The organism is Stenotrophomonas maltophilia group sp. RNC7 (assembly GCF_030910085.1).
Lineage (GTDB): Bacteria > Pseudomonadota > Gammaproteobacteria > Xanthomonadales > Xanthomonadaceae > Stenotrophomonas > Stenotrophomonas sepilia.
Window position 1 is genome coordinate 13517 of record NZ_JAVFVN010000596.1, and the last position, 18418, is coordinate 31934.

12 protein-coding genes and 1 pseudogene are annotated in these 18418 nt (G+C 62.2%); 7 read left to right on the top strand and 6 right to left on the bottom strand.

Translation table 11 applies throughout. From position 1 onward, the window contains the following. Positions 1–10 precede the first annotated feature (10 nt). The 3 genes from RCF13_RS11370 to RCF13_RS11380 all read right to left on the bottom strand — a co-directional run bounded on the left by RCF13_RS11370 (position 11) and on the right by RCF13_RS11380 (position 4619). Positions 11–2944 carry a TonB-dependent receptor gene (locus tag RCF13_RS11370; RefSeq protein WP_134967735.1) on the bottom strand — a complete coding sequence of 978 codons (2934 nt, stop codon included), beginning with the start codon at positions 2942–2944 and terminating at the stop codon, positions 11–13. A 140-nt stretch (positions 2945–3084) separates the two neighbouring features. After that, positions 3085–4107, bottom strand: coding sequence for a FecR domain-containing protein (locus tag RCF13_RS11375; RefSeq protein ID WP_134967736.1), 1023 nt, complete (start codon positions 4105–4107; stop codon positions 3085–3087). Beyond that, a complete protein-coding gene (locus RCF13_RS11380) occupies positions 4104–4619 on the bottom strand; it encodes a sigma-70 family RNA polymerase sigma factor (protein WP_134967737.1) in 516 nt (171 codons plus the stop codon). The genes RCF13_RS11375 and RCF13_RS11380 overlap by 4 nt, the downstream gene beginning before the upstream one ends. 38 nt (positions 4620–4657) lie before the next feature. Here RCF13_RS11380 and RCF13_RS11385 point away from each other — a divergent pair, with 38 nt between their 5' ends. Together RCF13_RS11385 and RCF13_RS11390 are read left to right on the top strand one after the other, a co-directional pair. Next, on the top strand, positions 4658–5056 hold the full coding sequence (locus RCF13_RS11385) for a hypothetical protein (protein ID WP_134967738.1): 399 nt from the start codon (positions 4658–4660) through the stop codon (positions 5054–5056). 245 nt (positions 5057–5301) lie between these two features. Next, a pseudogene (locus tag RCF13_RS11390) lies at positions 5302–5554 on the top strand (hypothetical protein); the annotation flags it as partial. Positions 5555–5667: 113 nt separating this feature from the next. Here the strand turns inward: RCF13_RS11390 and RCF13_RS11395 are convergent. Then, on the bottom strand, positions 5668–6150 hold the full coding sequence (locus tag RCF13_RS11395) for a hypothetical protein (protein WP_061480151.1): 483 nt from the start codon (positions 6148–6150) through the stop codon (positions 5668–5670). 223 nt (positions 6151–6373) lie between these two features. Between RCF13_RS11395 and RCF13_RS11400 the strand changes: the two genes are divergently transcribed. Continuing rightward, positions 6374–8704 carry a TonB-dependent receptor gene (locus RCF13_RS11400; RefSeq protein ID WP_134967739.1) on the top strand — a complete coding sequence of 777 codons (2331 nt, stop codon included), beginning with the start codon at positions 6374–6376 and terminating at the stop codon, positions 8702–8704. Positions 8705–9102: 398 nt separating this feature from the next. On the opposite strand, the gene RCF13_RS11405 is transcribed toward RCF13_RS11400, so the two are convergent. After that, positions 9103–9903, bottom strand: coding sequence for a hypothetical protein (locus tag RCF13_RS11405; protein ID WP_024957134.1), 801 nt, complete (start codon positions 9901–9903; stop codon positions 9103–9105). 818 nt (positions 9904–10721) lie between these two features. On the opposite strand from RCF13_RS11405, the gene RCF13_RS11410 reads away from it, so the two are divergent. Further along, a complete protein-coding gene (locus RCF13_RS11410) occupies positions 10722–11756 on the top strand; it encodes a DUF4365 domain-containing protein (protein ID WP_143568645.1) in 1035 nt (344 codons plus the stop codon). A gap of 154 nt (positions 11757–11910) precedes the next feature. Here the strand turns inward: RCF13_RS11410 and mobQ are convergent, their stop codons facing one another. Beyond that, positions 11911–13434, bottom strand: a complete 1524-nt coding sequence (gene mobQ / locus RCF13_RS11415; RefSeq protein WP_024957137.1) for a MobQ family relaxase — start codon at positions 13432–13434, stop codon at positions 11911–11913. 259 nt (positions 13435–13693) lie between these two features. On the opposite strand from mobQ, the gene RCF13_RS11420 reads away from it, so the two are divergent. From RCF13_RS11420 to RCF13_RS11430, 3 genes are all read left to right on the top strand, one after another. Continuing rightward, positions 13694–13960, top strand: coding sequence for a hypothetical protein (locus RCF13_RS11420; RefSeq protein ID WP_024957138.1), 267 nt, complete (start codon positions 13694–13696; stop codon positions 13958–13960). Between the two features lie 189 nt (positions 13961–14149). Further along, positions 14150–17122: a TerB N-terminal domain-containing protein gene (locus tag RCF13_RS11425; protein ID WP_024957139.1), complete on the top strand. Its 2973-nt coding sequence runs from the start codon at positions 14150–14152 to the stop codon at positions 17120–17122. Next, a complete protein-coding gene (locus RCF13_RS11430; RefSeq protein ID WP_024957140.1) occupies positions 17119–18417 on the top strand; it encodes an ATP-binding protein in 1299 nt (432 codons plus the stop codon). The genes RCF13_RS11425 and RCF13_RS11430 overlap by 4 nt, the downstream gene beginning before the upstream one ends. Position 18418 lies beyond the last annotated feature (1 nt).

Here is an 18418-nt window from a genome sequence, read left to right on the forward strand (position 1 = left end):
GGGTGAACCCTCAGTTGTAGATGATGTGGAAATAGAAGAAGCGGCCGTAGTCGTCGATCTCAGTTCGGAAACGCCCGTTCGGACCGGTGCTGTAGGTTGGCTGGGTGTTGAACAGGTTCTTGGCCTCGTACTTCAGCGTTACGTGCTTGCCGACCTTGTGGCTGAAAGCCATGTTGAACGTCATGTATGGGTCGTAGTACGAATCCAGCCATTCGGTGTCACCGAAGTCGACCAGCATCCGGCTGCGGTAGGTTCCGGACAGGCGCAGTTGCGAGCTCTTCCACGGCATGCGCCAGATCACCGACCCATTGAGCGACCAGTCCGGCTGGTACAGCAGGCGGTCCAGGCGCCGCTCGGTGCCATCGGTGATGCGGTAGTTGGTCTGGCCTTCCAGACGCGTCGCGTTGAAGTACATGTCGAAGCGCTGGCGGCCCCACTGCAGATTGCGATTGGCCACCGCGAACTCAACGCCACGCAGCTTCGACTCGTCGGTGTTCATCGGCTGGGTGACCCGGTAGCGGGTGTCCCCCACGTTCTCGAACGTGGTCAGGGTGTAGATATCGTCCTTGATCACCTTGTCGAACAGCGCTACCGAGACCAGGCCATTGTTGCCGTTGAAATACAGGTCCCACGCCAGGTCGACGTTGGTGGAACGGCGCGGCTGCAGGTTGGCATTGCCCTGCTTGATGGTGCAGAAGCCCCTGCCCTCCTCGTCATCGCCACAGCTGGTGCTGGTGGCCTGGGCGATGTTGCTCGGCGTCGGCCGGCCCAGCGTACGGCTGGCGGAGAAGCGCAGGCGCTGGTCCTCGCTCAGCTTGAACGTCGCATTCAACGAAGGCAGCAGGTTGTTGTAGCCACCGCTCGTGTTGCGGAAGGCGGAGGTATACGTACTGCCGCCATCATCGCTGAACGGGCTGTAGGCATCGAAGCGGGTGTGGTCGTAACGCAGGCCGCCGATCAGCAGCAGCCGGTCCCAGGCGTAGTGAGCGGACACATAGGCATTGGTGATGTCCTCCACGTACTTGTAGTCGCTGGTGAAGTTGGCATTCGGATACGCCGCATTGTTGTTGCCCAGCTTCGGCAGCAGTTCCTCGTTCCACTTGCGGTTGTCGATCAGAGGGAAGCCCGGCACGCTGCCCAGCAGCGTCGACCCCGGGTACAGGTAGTCGTTGAGCGTGGCACTGCTCCTGAAGTAGTCGAAGTCGATGTCCTGCCAGATCTTCAGGTGGCGGTACTCGGCACCGGTGGCCAGGCCGAAGCCACGCGCATCGGCGTCGATGTTGTAGCTGAAGTCCGCGCGCAGGTTGTCGATGCTCTCCTTGGCATCGCGCGGGGAGACATAGGCCTGCGCCGGATTGAGCTTGAACGCGGAGCTGGTCAACAGGCTGGAATCAGAAACCGCTACCGCGTTTGGGAACCCGTGACTGTCATTCTCGTAGTCGACGAACAGATTGCTTGGATAGGCACGCACACCCCAGTAGACCTGGTTGTTGTGGAAGGTCTCTTCGGTGTGGCCACCACGCAGGGTCAGGCGCGAACGGTCGCCGACGTCCCAGTTGAAGCTGGCGATGGCGCCACGGTTGCTGCGGTCCCAGCGGTCGTGACGGTTCTTGATGTAGATGCTGTTGATCTGGGTGGTGCCGCTGTCCTCGGTCTGGTTGCGGATCGGAAACTTGGCGTTGCCATACAGATCCGTCTTGTTCATCGTTGAGTTCTCGTAGAACCGGTACGAGTACAGCAGCAGCGATGCGTAGAACGGATCATCCGAGGGCTTCCACTCAAGCTTGGCGGAGCCACCGAAGTTGGTGATGAAGTTGGTATAGGTGCCGGTACTGAAGTTGCCAGGCGCACGCAGGCCGTTCCAGCCCTTGGCCTCGTCCGGACCCGTGGTGCCGTCGGTGAGGTATTCTCCAGCGTCGTTGTAGTAGTAGTTCGACTCCACCCAGCGCTTGACGCTGTTGCGTGAACGCTGCTCATAGCGTGCCACCGCAACGATGCCGAATTCCTGGTCGGCGCCGAACTGGTTGGAGAACACCATCTTGGCGCTCTTGCCGAAATGGCCCAGGGTCTCGTGGTTGCCGCCGGCGCTGCGCTCGACGTTGGTCTCGGCAGTGGAATAGATGCCTGCCACATCGGCAAACACGTACCTGCCGGACCGGTCGAAGGCACTACGGCTGATGATGTCGATCACACCGCCGATCGCATCCGGTGCCTGCTCCGCACTGAAGCTCTTGTAGATGTCGGTTCGGGTACCGATGTCGCTGGGAATCAGCTGCAGGTTGTTCATGCGCTCCCCGGAGCCACTGCCCCCCACGCTGGCGATCGCGATGCCATCGATGGTGGTGTAGTTGAGGTTGGCCTGCACGCCGCGCACGGTCACGTAGCGTGGTTCGCCGGCATCCTCCACCGCACTCAGGCCTGGAGCGGCCATCAGGCTCTCGGCCAGGGTCTCGTCGCCGTAGCTGTCCATCTCGTCGTAGACCACCGAATCCTTGATCACCGGCGACGACTTCTTCTGGTCGATGACCTCATGCGCGGCAATCACCTTCACCGTGCCCAGGGTCGGCGCCAGCACCGCCCCGGCCTCGCGCGGCATCGGCGCGGCTGGCTTCGGCGCATTGCGTGCGGGTGCCGGATCGATGGCGATGACATTGCCATCCACCACGGTGTAGCCAAGACCGGTACCCGCCAGCAGTGCGTCCAACGCCTGCTTGACGGTGGCGCCCCGCGGCACAGCCCCGGCCATGTGCGCTTCGCCGCTGCCCGAGTACAGGAACTGCACGCCGGAACTGCGCGACAACTGCTCAAGCGCACGTGCCAGCGGTTGCGCCGCGATCGCCGCCGACACGCGGGTTTCAAGGCCATCGGCAGTGGCCGCGGCCGCCATTGGCACGCTGCAGGGAGACAGGGCGAGGATGATCGACAGGTAGAGCGTGTTGCGCATCACGGGTCCTTGGAAGAGAAAAGGCTGCGAGGTCGCCGCGTGACTTGGCAGCGGCTTCTCCCAAGTAAGAGCCCGCATCCACCGAAGTGGAGAACACGGATTCGATGAATTTTTTCTGACAGCTCACGACCGCGCGGGCCTCAGCGACTGCCGACCCGCACTGTGTCGGCTTCGCGCCTCACCACGAAGCGTGGGTCGCGTTCGAGGAAGGCCTGCAGCGCACCGATGCGATGCGCATCGAGGCTGCCCGACAACCGTGCCGATGCTGCGCCTTCGTCCAGCACGCGCACCTGCACCTGGTTGTGCCGGTTGAAGGCAGCTGCCACCTCATCGAGCCGCTCATCGAGGAAGGAGACTTTGCGCTGCTGCCAGTCCAGCAGCATCGACAGCGGCATGTCCACTGACTCGACGGCATGGCTTCGCGCGTCGACCTGCACCACCCGGCCCTGCTCCAGCTGGGCCAGGCGGCGGGCACCCGCGCCCTGGCTCCAGACCTCGACCTCGCCGGAGACCACGCCGATGCGGGTGCTCTGCAGCCGTCGCGATACATCGAATACAGTGCCGATATCCCGGATCTCCAGGCCGTTCACTTCCACCTCGAACGGACGGCGGTCGCGGGCGATGTCGAACGTGGCCTCCCCCTGCAGCAGCTCCACCCTTCGACTGAACCAGCTCATGCGTACCCGCAGTCGGCTGTCCGCGTTGAGCCGCACCTGGGTCTGGTCGGGCAGCACCAGGTCGCGGAGTTCACCATGCCCGGCACTGTAGAGCTGCTGGGTGGGCATCATCTGCGAAACCAGGCCCACGCCGAGCAGGGCAACACAGGCCGCGGCAGAGACCGTCCACCAGCGCACGCGACCGCGACGCAGCACGGCGCGGGGCGGCGCGTGCGCACGACCGAACAGCGGCACCACCTTGGCGGCGACCTGCTGCGGTGGCACCAGCGCCGCATCAGCCAACGGCGATTGCAGCGCCTCGCCCACCTGCCGGTGCAACGCGAGCGCGCGCATGTAGGCGCGAACATGCTCGGGCGAGCGCTTCATCCAGTCCAGGAACGCGACACGCCCGGCCTTGTCCAGCACCCCCTCGCGATTGCACAGGAACCAGTGCGCCGCCTCACGTTCGATCGTGTCGTCAGGCCTGCGTGATGGATACCGATTCATGTGAGCTCCCTGGCGCCCAGCGCCTTCCTGCAGGCCTCCAGCCCCTTGCCGATATGCTTGCGCACCATGTGCACCGACACCTGCAGCTGCTGGCTGATTCCCGGGCAGTCCAGCCCGTCGCGGTAGTGCAGCTCCATCACCCGGCGCGTGGTCGCCGGCAACCGCGCGATGGTGCTGCGGATATCGTTCCAGCGCTGCGCACGCTCGAATTCGCCCTCGATGTCTTCTTCGCTTTTCAGCACTTCGGCCAGCAGATCGACGTCTTCCAGCGGCGGTAGCGACGACCGCACGCGGGCGTGCTCGCGTGCCAGGTTGGCCGCCACGGTGAACAGGTAGGCTTCCGGGTTCTCGACCGCGTCGGCATCCTCGCCGGTGCTGCGCAGCAGCCGCAGGTAGACCTCCTGCGCCAGGTCTTCGGCATCCTCGCTGGCCGAACCGCGACGCAGGAAGAAGCCACGCAGCAGCCGGCGCCGCAGTTCGTAGCTCTTCTCCCAGATCCTCACGCTGTTCACGGCCGGCCAACCACCCCGAGGCTGGAAAGCCCAGCAGGGTGACCGCCATCGATGACAGTGGCGTTTCAACGACCGGAAGGCAGCCGCTAGAATGCGGCCCCTGCAATGTCCGGGCAGCCCGCACAAGGAGTGCTCCCATCAACGCACGCACCGCCATCAACACCTTCAGCAGCCTGCTGTTCCTGCTGCTGGTCGCCCACACCACCGCCTACCAGCAGCAGATGTGGCCACCCAGCCGGGTCATCCATGTGCATCCGGTAATCGTCGTCCTCGCCTATGCGCTGGGTGTGCTCACGCTGCTGTTGTGGATCGGCGGTCGTCGTGCGCCGGAACCCGCCCAACGCCTGGCGCGCTGGTTGCCCATCGTCGCCTGGTGCCTGCTGGGCATCGGCGTGGCGATCATCCCGGTGTTCCTGCCGGGGCTGTCCCCGGCCTGATCAGAGGCAGCGCCCAGCGCATCGGCCCCTGATACGGCGCGCGGCACCAACCCTTGCTTGCCAGAGACCCAAGCCCCGCCCGCCTACCGAAGCGCGGGGGGCAGGCCTACGCTTGTCTTCTCGGTGGCCGCCACGGTCGCCCTTCGCGTCACGGCGCCCGCCGTTGCGACCCCGCTCCAGTGCTGTGCACCCTGCCGGTGTTGTCGCCCAGGCAGACGTCCGACCGGCGCCCTCTGGAGACAGCCATGAACCAAGCCCTCATTCCCTTCGATACCGACCCGCTGGAAACACGGGAGTGGCGTGAATCGCTGCAGGCGGTGATGCAGGCCGGTGGCCGGCCACGCGCGCACTACCTGATCGATCAGCTGAGCGGGCTGGACACCCAGCAGCACGACGACCTGCATACCCGCGCATGGACGGCCGGGCGACCTGGCCGTCGAGCGCCGCCTGAACGCGATGATCCGCTGGAACGTGATGGTCATGGTGCTGCGTGCTGGATGCAGGACGCCATGGGCAGGTATGGCATCGACACCGGCAAGCGCGACCGGGCCCCGGTGTAAGGCGGCGGTGTTCACCACGCCCGTTGTGCGGGCGTGGTGAACGCAGGATCGCTACGGCATGCGTTTGAACAGGTTGGTCTGCAGGATCGGCGTCCCGTCGTGAGCGTAGAACGCCTTGGTCTCGGTCATCGTCGCCTGGTCATCGGCCACGGTGTAGATACGGGTGGAGGCCGGCGTACCGTGGTCCACCAGCTGCATCACCAGGGTGTTCGGCGCCGGCAGCTTCAGGTTGGCCTTGTCCGCGCCATAGGTGCCGGACAAAGGGCCCGGCGTACCGTCCAGCGCCAGCGTGCCGTCGGACTTCATGGTATTGCCATCATGCAGGACGATATCCACGTGCGAGCTCCAGCGGCCACCACCGGCGTCCTTGAACTCCAGCACCACACGCTTCGGACGCTGCGCCTCGGGCAGTGCCGAGGTCGCGGTGTCCAGCGACCAGCGCCCCAGCAGCGGCGACGGGGACGCTTCCACCGCCAGTGCCAACCCGGCCGGCAGCGAACACGCACACAACAACACAGCGGACAACAGCTTCATACGTTGCTCCGTTCCAGTGAAGAAGGTGCTGCGTGACGCGTTGTGGGGCGCAGCGCTTCGGATCGTGCACAGCATCGGGGCCCCGCACAAGGCAGGGCGCTGAACGCGCGGCAACCTCGTTCGCGCCTCCCGCGATTCAGGTCTGGCGGCAAGGCCTCATCACGTCCTTGTCGATACAAATCGTTACGTTATAACATTTCACTCCTATTTCACGAGTCCTGCCATGCGTCGCCACCTGCTTGCTGCCGCCATCCTGCTCGCTGTCCACACCGCCCACGCTGCGGACGCGCCTACCCTTCCCACCCTCCAGGTCCAGGCCTCCCCGCCCTCGCGCGTCGACAGCCGGGTCACCGTCGACAATCCACAGGCACAGAACCGTACCCTCGGAAGCCTGCTCGAACATGTCTCCGGCGTGCAGAGCAGCGCCTTCGGGCCGAACGCGGGCGCCCCGGTCATCCGCAGCCTCAGCGGCAACCGCGTGCAGATCCTGCAGGATGGCCAGTCCATTCTCGGCATGAACGCGATCAGCGGCGACATCAACATTCCGTTCGATCCACTGTTCGTGCGCAGCGTCATCGTCAACAAGTCCTCCGATACCGTGCGCTATGGCGGCAATGCGATCGGCGGCAGCGTGGAGATCGATTCCGGCCTCATCCCGCGCAGCATGGAAGACACGGAGCAGTCGATGGAGCTGGTCCTGCGCCAGGGCTTCAATGCCGCCGACGCGCAGGGCTTCCGCATGAACTTCAACAACCAGCGCAACCTCTCGACCAACCTGCAGGTCTCGCGTCAGCGCATCTCGCACTACGACATCCCGGGCAACAGCAAGGCCGCCGTCTGCAACACCCGCCTGTTCCCGCCGAGCGGCGGCGTCAACTCGGCGCTGGCCGACAGCTGCCAGAAAGAGGCGCGCGTCCAGCAGATCTACAACAAGGCCTCGCAGCCCTACATCGACCAGTTCATGAGCGAAAATCCGGACTGGGCCGATGGTGACTTCTCGTTCTACACCAACCATCCGACCTCGGTCTGGCAGCGCCGCACCTACATCAATCCGGCCAACCCGGCCTACGTGCCCGGCACGCCGTCGTACGTGCAGAAGCAGATCAACAACGATGTCACGCCCGACTACCATCACCGGCTGGGCAACAGCTACGCACGCAACTCGCAGGTGGCCTTCGGCTCGACGCTGTTTTTCGACCGTGGCTACGTGGGTGTCAGCATCGATACCAAGGACAGCGAATACGGCGTGCCGGGATTCTCGATGCAGAACCTGTCGTTCGGTTCGAACGATGCCGATGGCCTGCCGGTGGGCGTGGTGATCAAGCAGGAACGCTACGCGCTGGACGCCCTGCTGCGCGATCCGCTGCCGTGGTTCGAGCGCGCGGAGCTGCGAGTTTCCAGGCTGGACAACACGTCGGGCGAGCGCCTCGGTGCATCCAAGGCCAATGACTACGACTTCGAAAGCTCCCAGGCCGAGCTGCTTCTGAGCCATCAGCGCGTCGGTCCGCTCAGCGGCCTGCTCGGCTTCAGCCACCAGTCGCGCCAGGTCACCGGCAGCGGTTCACTGCGCTACCTGCCCGACGTCGACACCCGCAGCAACGCGGTGTTCCTGAAGGAGACGCTGGACTTCGGCTGGGCCAGTTTCGATGCAGGCGTGCGCCACGAGCGCGTTGACCATGACCTGCAACCAAGCCGCTTCAAGACAGCGCGCAATGCCGCCAACACGAAATTGCAGGACCGCGACTACCGGCTCAACAGCTACACCCTCGGATCGTATGTCGAGCTCGGCCCCTTGTTCGCCGCCAAGGTGCGCTACGCATCCTCGCAGCGCGCACCGGAGATCAACGAGCTGTATGCCAGCAACGCACACTATTCGGTGATGACCCAGGAAGAAGGCAACCAGAACCTCAAGCCTGAGCGCGCGAAGAACCTGGAGCTGACCGGCCTGTTCCACATCGGCGGTTTCGAGCTGTCGGCCACCGCTTACCGGATGAAGTACGAGAACTATCTCTACCTCGGCCATTCCGGCCTGCAGACCGCCAACCGTCTGCCGCTCAAGTACTGGAAGCAGACCGACACCACGGTGAAGGGTTTCGAGATCGACGCATCTCAGGTGCTGGACCTGGGCCGGTATGGCACGTTGAACATCTCTGCCTTCGCCGATCTGGTGAAGAACAAGGCCGACCACCCCGATCCGCTGCGCGCCCACAACGATGGCGAGTACCTCCCGAACATGCCGACCAACCGCTACGGTGCCAACCTGCAATGGCAGCGCGAAGGCTGGAAGGCGCAGCTGTCGAGCACCTGCTACGACACGCAGAAGTACCTCGGCCGCAACGTCAGCGAGGAAATCCCGCTGGACGCGTTCAACCTGGTTGATCTGCAGGTCAGCCGCGAACTGCCGGTGCGCAGCAGCTACATCGCCGGCATGGAAGTGTTCGTCAACGGCAGCAACCTGCTCAATGAGGAAGCGCGTCCACACAACTCGCCGCTGAAGTACATCGCGCCGCTGCCGGGGCGGGGCTTCCAGGTGGGTGTGACGGTAAAGCTCTGAGGAGAGCCTGATTCGGTCGCCATCAGCGATCAATGATCGCTGGATGGCACGCCTGGACCCTGCACCCGCGCAAAGAAAAACGCCTGCAGATCGAGGATCTGCAGGCGCTTCTTTGTATCTGGCGGAGTGAGAGGGACACTATGCAGTCCAATCCAACCGCCTGAAGTTGTTAGGTTTTTTAGACCCGGACACTCGCAGAATGTGTCCAAGGGAGTGTCCAACTCTACCCTAGCCTGCATACTGCAGCCAGTTCACGAAGGCCTTCTGACGAGAGCACTCCCTCCAGCGGGCCCTATCGGCCGCAACCGATTCGCCAGAGGCGTTCTTGATCTGGTCGTCCATGGGCTGCTCAGGCCGGTACCCTGAGCAGTCACGGTCTGACATAGCTTCCTCGGAGGTTAGTTCAACTCGGCCAATCGCGCTTGGTAAGCCTGCTCAATACAGGCTGCGTCAGCACAGATGTCCCGCACCGTCCTGCGCCACCGTCCTTGACTCGCCGTAACTTGGCCCGGGTCCATCGAACGGGCCCGGACGACACCAAACGCCTCTGCGGTTTGCTTGTCCAACCGGGCCAGATCCGGATCGGCGCAGATCATTTGCTCTACGGCCGACGACGCATTCCCACAGTCAAAGCTGGGCCCAGTCGACGCGGCATCGACCAGCGGCTCGTCCGAGTTGGGCTCTTGGTAATCGTCCGCCTTCGTCGACATCGCTGAATCATAAGCAGGATCAACCTGCACTACCTGTGACTCTTCGATTGGAGCCGCAGCTGCGGGAGCCGCGACGCGTGCTTGGCTCCGGACATTGGAGCTGATAGCCGCCCCGATGCCAATGAGGTCTCCAGGAAGTACCTGGACTTCGGCCAAGTGTTGTCCATTGACCGCCTGAGAGGTGTATTCAAGCCGCAGCTTGTAAACGTCCTGCCCAGGGTTGTTGAAGGGCACGGTCAGATCGGCTTGGCAACTGTAGCGGCTGATCTTCTCGTCAAAGCTCGTCGGGTGGGCCAAGGAGATGGGAAGGACGCTGCGAAGCTGCTCTTCGCTCAAGTTGGCGGCAGCACTGCCCGCGCCTAATTCTCGCTGGATGATGCTGCGAACCAGGTCCAGGGTCATCTCGTCGCCGCACTCCGGCGCTCCGGCCTTACCGCATCCTGCGAGCACTGGAAGCAAGAACGCACTGCTTAGAACCAATTTCTTCATTGACATCCTGTCCTCGTCGCGAATGGTGGGCAAGGCCCTCTTATGCCCCTATCGACTCCGCTGCGGAAATCTTTAGGTATCTAAGTCAGGGCCATCGTCATTGGGCGTCGGTCGAGCCTGTAGGCGTTGAAGGACCGGCGGTGCGGCTGCAGACGGCTTTCCAAAGGCCGGTCACAAACCAGCAAGTCCTTTCCGACTAACCAGCAATTTTGTGCGCAATTCCCTGCTGAGTGCCCTTGCTAATTTTCACTTAGCTGGTTGGCTACGGGCACACACCAACGATGGAGGCCCCATGACTGACCCACAAACCCGAATCGCCGCGCTCGTTTTAAGCGGCACCATCGAACGAGCGGCTCAGCGTTCTCAGCGAGAGCGCTCAGAAGATGTTCGAGTGGCCTTGGAGGTCGCCGCCGAGGTTCTGCGCCAGCGCGCAGGCGGAAACCCAGGCGACCTCATTCACGACGGGCCTCGCCCTCAGCCACGGCCCGCCCCTACAACCAAGGAACGCGTGGAGGTAAAAGAGGATCTGGCTCCCTTGGACCAACTGCTCGCTGATCGACGGGGACTCAGCCCCCCGCCCAAGCCGACGACGACCAGGCAACGAACGCTTCATTGACCACGTAGAGCCCCGGCGGGGCTCTACTATTGAATGGGTAGCAAGTCGCGACCAAACAAGGCGCAGCTACCCAAGACCCCTGAGCGTCCTCATTTGGGCAAACTTTCAGCCAAGTCCCTACGGTCTTCACTGTTCACCACGTTCGAGGCTGGACCGTCTCTGCCCAGGGGATGAGTTTTCTGCACGTCAGAGTACGCGTGCATTGAGCTGGCCGATCTACATGCTAGATGCCGCGATCAAGCCTGATGCCTGTGGCATCATTGGCAAGTACAAGGCTGCCAATTCCTGCACCACTGGCCTTCGGCATGTATCCAAGTCAGATTTTTCCAACCCTCACTCAAGCTACCGCGCCTATCGCTGCGCGGTAGATTCGGGCACGTCTTTCCACATGAGAACTCAGTCACACATCATTGACACCAAAGCGGTCAAGGCCGTCATGGCGCAGCTACCAGATCACTGGGTCGTTCGGGAACTATCCGAACGCGACTATGGCATCGATCTTTTGGTGGAGATTTTTGCGCCTGGCTTGAAAGATGCGATGGGCAAAGATGCCTTCGTCGCCACCGGTGCCGTTTTCCACATCCAGATTAAGGGCACTGAAGAGCCACTCAAGCCTGTCGGCGCGGGCACGATCAACTACTCACTCCAAAAGAAATCGCTCGCTTACATGGAAAAATTCAGCACACCATTTTTCCTGTTTCGCGTAAGCACTAAAGAGCCCCAGACAATATTTTTCACATGGATTCAAGGTTACATTAAAGAAGTCATGGATCGCGAAACCCCCATGTGGCGCGATCAAGACGGCGACACCATTGTGATCCGCATCCCTCCAGCAAACCTACTCTCAGCCGACCTGAATAAGATCGAGAATATTGCATTTGAACCAAAATTCTTGGAGGAGTCGATCGAATTTTCCGAAATTTATTCAGACATCTCAAACAGAATCAATGCCATCCTCCACAGAGCACACGACTTCGACCAAGATGTGGCGAAAGATCTCAGGATTCGCGCCTATCGCATGCGGCGACTCGACGTACTCCTCACACGCAACGATTGCTGCATTAACCGGGAAAGTGTGGATGATCTAATCGCCTACATTGGCGAGCTCGACACGCGTCAAGGCCGTCTCGATCCGCCCCCCCACAGCGATAACTTTGAGCTTCTTATGGACACCCTGCTCGCAAGATCCGACGCGAGGCGTCATGTTCTGGAGAACGATGGACTTACAATCTATTGATCACTGCAAGGAAAACCAATTACTTTATTTGACGGTAGACGAAGCATCCACACAGGCTGCCACGCCTCTGAGCTTTCGGGTGGCGGCAGCCAGTTCAGCATCTTGACCTAGCACTACCCTGCTCATGGCCTGCATTCGGCTCTTGGCTTCTGGATCAATGAAGCCTAGGCCGAGGCGTGGCCTGCTGCATGGACGCAGTCAGCACCTCGGGGTCTCTCGTTTCGTGGAGCGGATCCTCAAACCGATCCAGGGCTACTTTGCTGCCGGCTTCCAACTCTGCCACGGCGGCTGTCAGTTGATTCTCACAAGCCTCCTCCTGACCACCCGCGATCTTCATGCGGGCAGCCCTCAAGGTATCCAAGCGCTGCTCAACCGCGGCCAAGCGCCGTCCCCGACGCCGAGTCCAAGCCACTACTGCAGCTCCTGCCGGACGGGGCTGGTGTTCGACAAAGTCCTCCAACGATCGCTCCGCACGAGTCAGCAGGGATGCTGCCCGCCGCTCAGCCTCCACACGACGCTTCCACTCTGAAGCTCGCCGCCTTACCGCAGCCAAACCCCTTAGCGTTCGCTGGATGTCCTTGCGTAGCCTTGCACCCACATTCCCATTGCGAATGGCCGAATCCAGGCGGCGCAGAAGCATGCGGGTGGTTCGAAGCACCCCCTCAAAGCCAGCCGCTACCACGTCGCGCCACAACTCCAGTGCTTTCTCCATCAGGGTTTGGAGCGGTGGTTCGGATGCATCCGGCAGAGCGCGAATGGCCATGATTCCTCGCCGAGTGAATCCCTTAGCGTCCTCGATGTAGCTTTCGCCTGATTCTGGCCCGAGTCGGATACGGTTTGGCGGCAACGATGGACGCCCACGAGCGGGGTCCCCGTCCGTGACCGCTTTCTCAAACCGTATGCTTGTTTGATGCATTGTTCTTTGATTGTCCGCAACGATGTTGGCCAGGACCTTCCCCACATCGGTTTCCATGCCCCGCCGTTCCAACGCCGAGGCCTGCTGGCCCAAGTGGATCGTTGGGCGCCGGCCCAGTATCGCTGCCGCGACCACATCACCGCGCTCAAGCGCTTCTTCTGCTTGCGCTTCCAAGCTTCGATGGTCGACCGACACTGCGATCTCGGCAGCTTCAAGGTGCCGGTTGGTCAATTGAGCCACCATCGCTCGGAGCCACTCCACTTCGCTGCGCCCTGAAGGCCCACCGTCGAGTTCGCGTGTCTTGTCCGCAAGCCCTTCGGCATCCAAGCGTCGCGTCGTGGCGAGGATATGTACGTGCCAATTGAGTCCGTCTTTGCTCCCCGGCGAGTGGATGCTCGCTTGAACTGCGAAGCCATAGCGATCAACCAGTGCGCGAGCAATGTCCGCCGTCAGGGCCGAGCGCTGAGGCGCATCGAGCTCATGCGGAAGCGCAATCTCGAACTCGCGGGCCACGGTCGCGTCCTTTCGCCTCTCGGCTGCCTCGGCGGCCTGCCAGAGTTTGGCAGCGTCGAGCGACCAGTCGGGCGCTTTCAAGGGCACCACCCAGCGGCTCTCGACCACGCCGCCCCTGCGAGAATAGTCGTGCCGCGCTCCGGTGCGCTCATCGACGAGCGACAAGCCCGCGCGGTAGGCAGCTGCCGCAACGGCCGAATGGCCTTTGGCACGGGAGAAGGTTTTGACACGGGTGTGGTAGATCGCCATGCAGAGAGCTCCAGTTCTTTGAGCTCTTTATGCCTTTGAATTTGCCGTTGGCAAGTCGCAAAGCGGCTTGGGGTTCAAGGGGCGAAGCCCTTTGCGCACGCATCACTTGTGATGCCTAAGTGCGCTTTTCGCTCTTTGCTTTTGCATCTTCCTTTTCTGATTTTCTGAATTGCTTCAAGTGCGAAAGCGATGTCGCCATCAATAGTTGACGGATGAGAAATCATTGCTTCACTGAGGGAGACTTCACTAGGAGAAGATCATGTCATCCACCAATCACTACCGCGATCAGATCCAAAGGGCGACCCATCGGCTGGCCCAGCTTCAAGCCAGGGAGCTTCTGGCGCATCAGCGGCAGGATGCCAGGGAGAAGGCCATCAAGCGCCGCGACGACGCCAAGCGCAGACGACAAGTGGCCGAACTCGTTTTCCTCGCCGGGGCCCAGAACCTGCCAGACAACGAGATCGTCGCGGCCTTGCAGCGGCATCTGCTTGCGATGAACGAAACACGCCTCTCACCGCCCCACTGATCACCCCAGCTCACTCGTACGGCCACCAACGTCAAGGTCTGGACCAGGCACTCCAGCGCCCCGGACGCCAACGCTGAATGGGCGAAACCTTGGCCATTCCGGTGCCCCGCCCCGCTCTCACGATGCGCGTCTCACGTAAGGCGGGCGAGCTACAATGGCCCAAAGGAAGCGCCAAAGGCAGGGGGCCACATGGCGAGAAGGAAGCAAACTGCAGGCGGCTGGATTGTCGCAATCCTGGTCGTCATAGCATTGGTGCCAAAGGAAGTCTGGATCGGATTGGGGATCGTCCTTGCGGTGGCCACCGCCGTTTGGCTCTGGGCCAAGTGGCAGGCGATGCGCCCGAAAAGGACACCCTCTCCCGCCAAGCCTGTCCCCACTCCAGAGCCGACCTTGGCCGAGTTGATCAAGGCATCCGCTCTTCCATCTGGGCAGGCGCCACAGAGGCAGTCCCGCCCAGAAGCTGCCCAACCGGCGAGACCCGCGAGTATTGAGTCGGGCACCTCCTCGGGATCGGTCGACGGTGCCCTGTTAGAAGATGCGCGCCCGGTCGACTCTGAAGGTCCCTCGGCGCTGCCCCCGGCGCAGGCCTCGAGCAGAGCGTTCCCAGAGACTCTTTCGCCGTCCCGGCCTGGCAATTTGGAAGAGGCCAAAGCTGCGGTGAGCATGCGCCTGGCCATCGAGTCCGCCGCACGGGTGCTGACGGCCGTGGGCTCCGGAAACCCTTCTACCCCCTCCCCCTACCAACCTGACGTGGAACGCATTGAGCGCGCGCGCCCGGGCAACCTCGCTGCGGCGAAACTTGCCGTGACCCAGCGCTTGGCCGCGACTTCGCAAGGTGAGCTGGTCGAGCCTCTGATCCAGTCCGCCACAAACGCGGACACAACCTCGGGCGAGCCCTTGACGGGCGCCAGAGATGGGCGAGCGCACGCGCATTCGGACTCAAGAGCGGCAGAGCACTCTCCCCCTCCCCACACGATCAACGGAACCAGCGACGCAAGTGCAATGACACCGCCGCCCCCGCTTCCATCGCGGGCTTCGCCTCCCTTCCTGCCCGATGAGCTCCGGCAGGTGGCCATGGACTCCGAAAAGCCGGCAAAGCAATACACAGTGCCCCGACCGCCCGAGGGCTGGGACAAGACCCGCTGGCTCGGCGCTCAGGACGAGATCGAGATCGCGGGCATCGTTATCCGGGGCGGCCTGTTCTACACAGGCCCGCGGCTGACCACCCCTGGCACGCGTGAGAACGAGCCCAGCTTGGTCAATGGCGTTCTTGCCGTTGGGCGGTACGGGGATTACCGGTCCACGACGCGCTACTGGGGAGGCTACGCAGATTTTGAACCCGCTGAACGCCACGCCTACCTGAAGTGGCTCGCTTCGGACCGCACCGATCCCAGCTGCGCAATCCAGTATGTTCGATTGTTCCTGTTTGGATTGGAGCGTCGCATCTTGCTGGATTCGGTGAACGATCCGGAATCCAAGCAAGACTGGCCCGCTATCGAGGCGATGCTCCGCCGTTTGTCGTCTGCTTATGCCGCCGTGCTTCCGAACGTCCACGGTCATGTCAACAGCCTGCTCGACTGGATGGCTTCGACCGAAGCAGGCGACCAGCTTTACAACGCGCCGCTTCCCGCATTCGAACGAAGTTACGAACTGCCCTTCTACATCCGCTTGGCCCTGGGGCAATGCTCCTTGGATCGAGTCCCCGTGCCCGCCGCGCTGGCCACGGCTTGGGTGCGCCTCAATCCAGAGATTCCGCTGCGAACCGCCGCAACGCGTTGCGCGGAAGAGTTCGATCGCCTTTTCGCTCTGCGGTATCAAGAGACGTTCGGCCCTGGAATGGTGCTGCCAAAAAACCGCACCAAGCTGAAGTTCACACGCCGCCCCTTTAACCCGGCCCTGGACCGAACCGACGCTGGCACCAAGACTTTCGGTGACATTCCCGATGTCACCGCGTTGCGAGTGCCCCTAAAGGCACTGCAGGAACTTGTTTCTCAGTGCACCGAGGACCTCGGAGCCTTCAGCCGGCTCGTGGGCAAGAACCCCGAGGCCCGCCAATCCATTGAGGGTACCTTGCTGCTTCCGCCAGAGATCTGGCCGCTGGCCACGCGAACAGCCTTGGCCGAAGTCGCTTCGGATGTTCAAACCGCCAATTTGTCGATCAAGCTGACTGACCTATTGGGAAGGCTTGGGGCAGTCGGAACCACCTTGGGCAAGGACAAAATTCGGGAACTCGCACGAGCACTGGAACAGTCCAAGGTCGGCATGGAACCCAATGTCCTCGAAGGCGCGCGGGTGCCGGGTGAGAACGACCCAATCGTTCTCTTCGCCCTGCTTCCCGATCAAACCCATCGGACCGACGCTCAGGCATATCAAACGGCCCAGTTGACCCTTCAGCTCGGCTCGACGGTCGCCCAGTCTGATGGCGCGTTCAGCGCCCACGAACTTGAGCACCTTTCACGCGAAATCGAAAGCTGGACGCATCTGAGCGAGGGGGATCGGCGTCGACTGCACGCGCACCTCGAGCTCCTTGCGTTGGCGCCGCTTTCCCTGCCTGCGCTGCGCAAGAAGCTGGATCCGCTCAGTGAAGGCATCAAGGACGCCATCGCAGGGTCCATGGCCACCCTTGCCCAGGTCGATGGGATGGTCTCCCCGGAGGAAGTCCGGTTTTTGGAGCGTGTCTACAAAGCGCTGGGCGTGGATCCCGCTCGTGTGTTCAGCGACGTCCATGCCCCAACACCACCGAAAGCCCGTTCGACATTGGCCCGATCCACGACGGGTGCTTTCCAGCTCGACCCCGATAAAATCGCTGCTCTGCAGCGCGACACGGCTCAAGTTTCTGCGCTTCTCGCCAACATCTTCACTGATGAGGTGGTGGAAGCCATTCCCGATGTTCCGCAGGAAGGCAGTCAGGAAGAGACGAGTGGGCCTGCCACTTTGCTGGGTTTGGACGAGGCGCACAGCGCGCTGCTGCGCCTCATGCTGTCGCGCCCGGTTTGGACCCGTGCCGAACTGGAAGATGGCGCCGCTGACCTGGAACTGATGCTGGATGGCGCTCTGGAGCAGATCAACGACGCCTCATTTGACGCCTACGACATTCCTTTTGCCGACGGTGACGATCCGTTGGAAATCAACCCTGAATTCATTGAGAAGATCGAACAATGAGCAGCCCAATCCGCTCCAAGGACCGCGACGCGGTGATCCAGTCGCTGCGCACCGGTGTCGTGCCACGCGCAGGCCAGCATTTGATCCAGGTCGGGCGCGCCCGTGAAGTGCAAACTTTGGTCAGTGACATCGATCGGCTCGCCGATGGCGGCTCGTCCTTCCGCTTGGTGGTGGGTGAGTACGGCGCAGGCAAGACCTTTTTCTTAAACCTCGTTCGCGCCATTGCAATGGAGCGAAAGCTCGTCGTGGCCAGCGCGGACCTGAATCCTGACAGGCGGTTGCATGCTTCAGGGGGCCAGGCCCGGTCGCTCTACGCGGAGCTCATGCGGAACTTGGCCACTCGGACCAAGCCCGACGGAGGCGCCCTGCCCGGGGTGGTCGAGAAGTTCATTTCGACCGCAGTTGCCGAGTCCAAGTCGCAAGGCGTATCCACCGAGCAGGTCATTCGCGCGAAGCTCGAGCAGCTGAGCGAACTGGTGAACGGCTATGACTTCGCCGACGTGATCGCCGCTTATTGGAGAGGGTTCGAGCAAGGCAACGATCAGCTCAAGTCCGATGCCATTCGCTGGTTGCGTGGCGAATTTGCCACCCGGATGGACGCGCGTGCAGCGCTGGGCGTCCGAACCATCGTGGACGACGCATCGGTCTACGACCAGCTCAAGCTCATGGGCCGCTTTGTTCGGCTGGCGGGCTATAGCGGCCTGCTGGTGTGCCTGGACGAACTGGTCAACCTCTACAAGTTGGCCAACGCCCAGGCCCGGAATGCAAACTACGAGCAGCTCCTGCGCATGCTCAACGACTCCCTGCAGGGCACTGCGGTTGGCCTTGGTTTTGTTCTGGGCGGCACCCCGGATTTCCTGATGGATACCCGCCGCGGCGTCTACAGCTATGAAGCTCTTCAGAGCCGCTTGGCTCAGAATACCTTTGCCACCAACGGACTGGTGGATTTCAGCGGCCCTGTGGTTCGACTGTCGAGCCTGACAGCCGAAGATTTCTACGTCCTACTCACCAAGATTCGCCATGTCTACGCTGCCGGCGACGCGGGCAAGTATCTCTTGCCCGACGATGCCATTCACCAATTCATGACCCACTGCGCCAATCGAATCGGCGATAGCTTCTTCCGCACCCCGCGCACGACGATCACCGCCTTCATCAACCTCTTGGCCGTCTTGGAGCAGAACCCGGGCGTGGACTGGCAGGACCTGATTGGATCGGTCGAGGTGGCAGCTGACCACGGGGGCGACGGCGAACTGGTCGTGCAAGAGGACGACGAGCTGGCGTCGTTCAGGCTCTAAC

Coding starts and splice junctions, on each gene's coding strand:
- RCF13_RS11400 (WP_134967739.1), top strand. CDS start 6,374: ATGCGTCGCCACCTGCTTGCTGCCGCCATCCTGCTCGCTGTCCACACC.
- RCF13_RS11395 (WP_061480151.1), bottom strand. CDS start 6,150: ATGAAGCTGTTGTCCGCTGTGTTGTTGTGTGCGTGTTCGCTGCCGGCC.
- RCF13_RS11405 (WP_024957134.1), bottom strand. CDS start 9,903: ATGAAGAAATTGGTTCTAAGCAGTGCGTTCTTGCTTCCAGTGCTCGCA.
- mobQ (WP_024957137.1), bottom strand. CDS start 13,434: ATGGCGATCTACCACACCCGTGTCAAAACCTTCTCCCGTGCCAAAGGC.
- RCF13_RS11430 (WP_024957140.1), top strand. CDS start 17,119: ATGAGCAGCCCAATCCGCTCCAAGGACCGCGACGCGGTGATCCAGTCG.
- RCF13_RS11375 (WP_134967736.1), bottom strand. CDS start 4,107: ATGAATCGGTATCCATCACGCAGGCCTGACGACACGATCGAACGTGAG.
- RCF13_RS11420 (WP_024957138.1), top strand. CDS start 13,694: ATGTCATCCACCAATCACTACCGCGATCAGATCCAAAGGGCGACCCAT.
- RCF13_RS11370 (WP_134967735.1), bottom strand. CDS start 2,944: ATGCGCAACACGCTCTACCTGTCGATCATCCTCGCCCTGTCTCCCTGC.
- RCF13_RS11425 (WP_024957139.1), top strand. CDS start 14,150: ATGGCGAGAAGGAAGCAAACTGCAGGCGGCTGGATTGTCGCAATCCTG.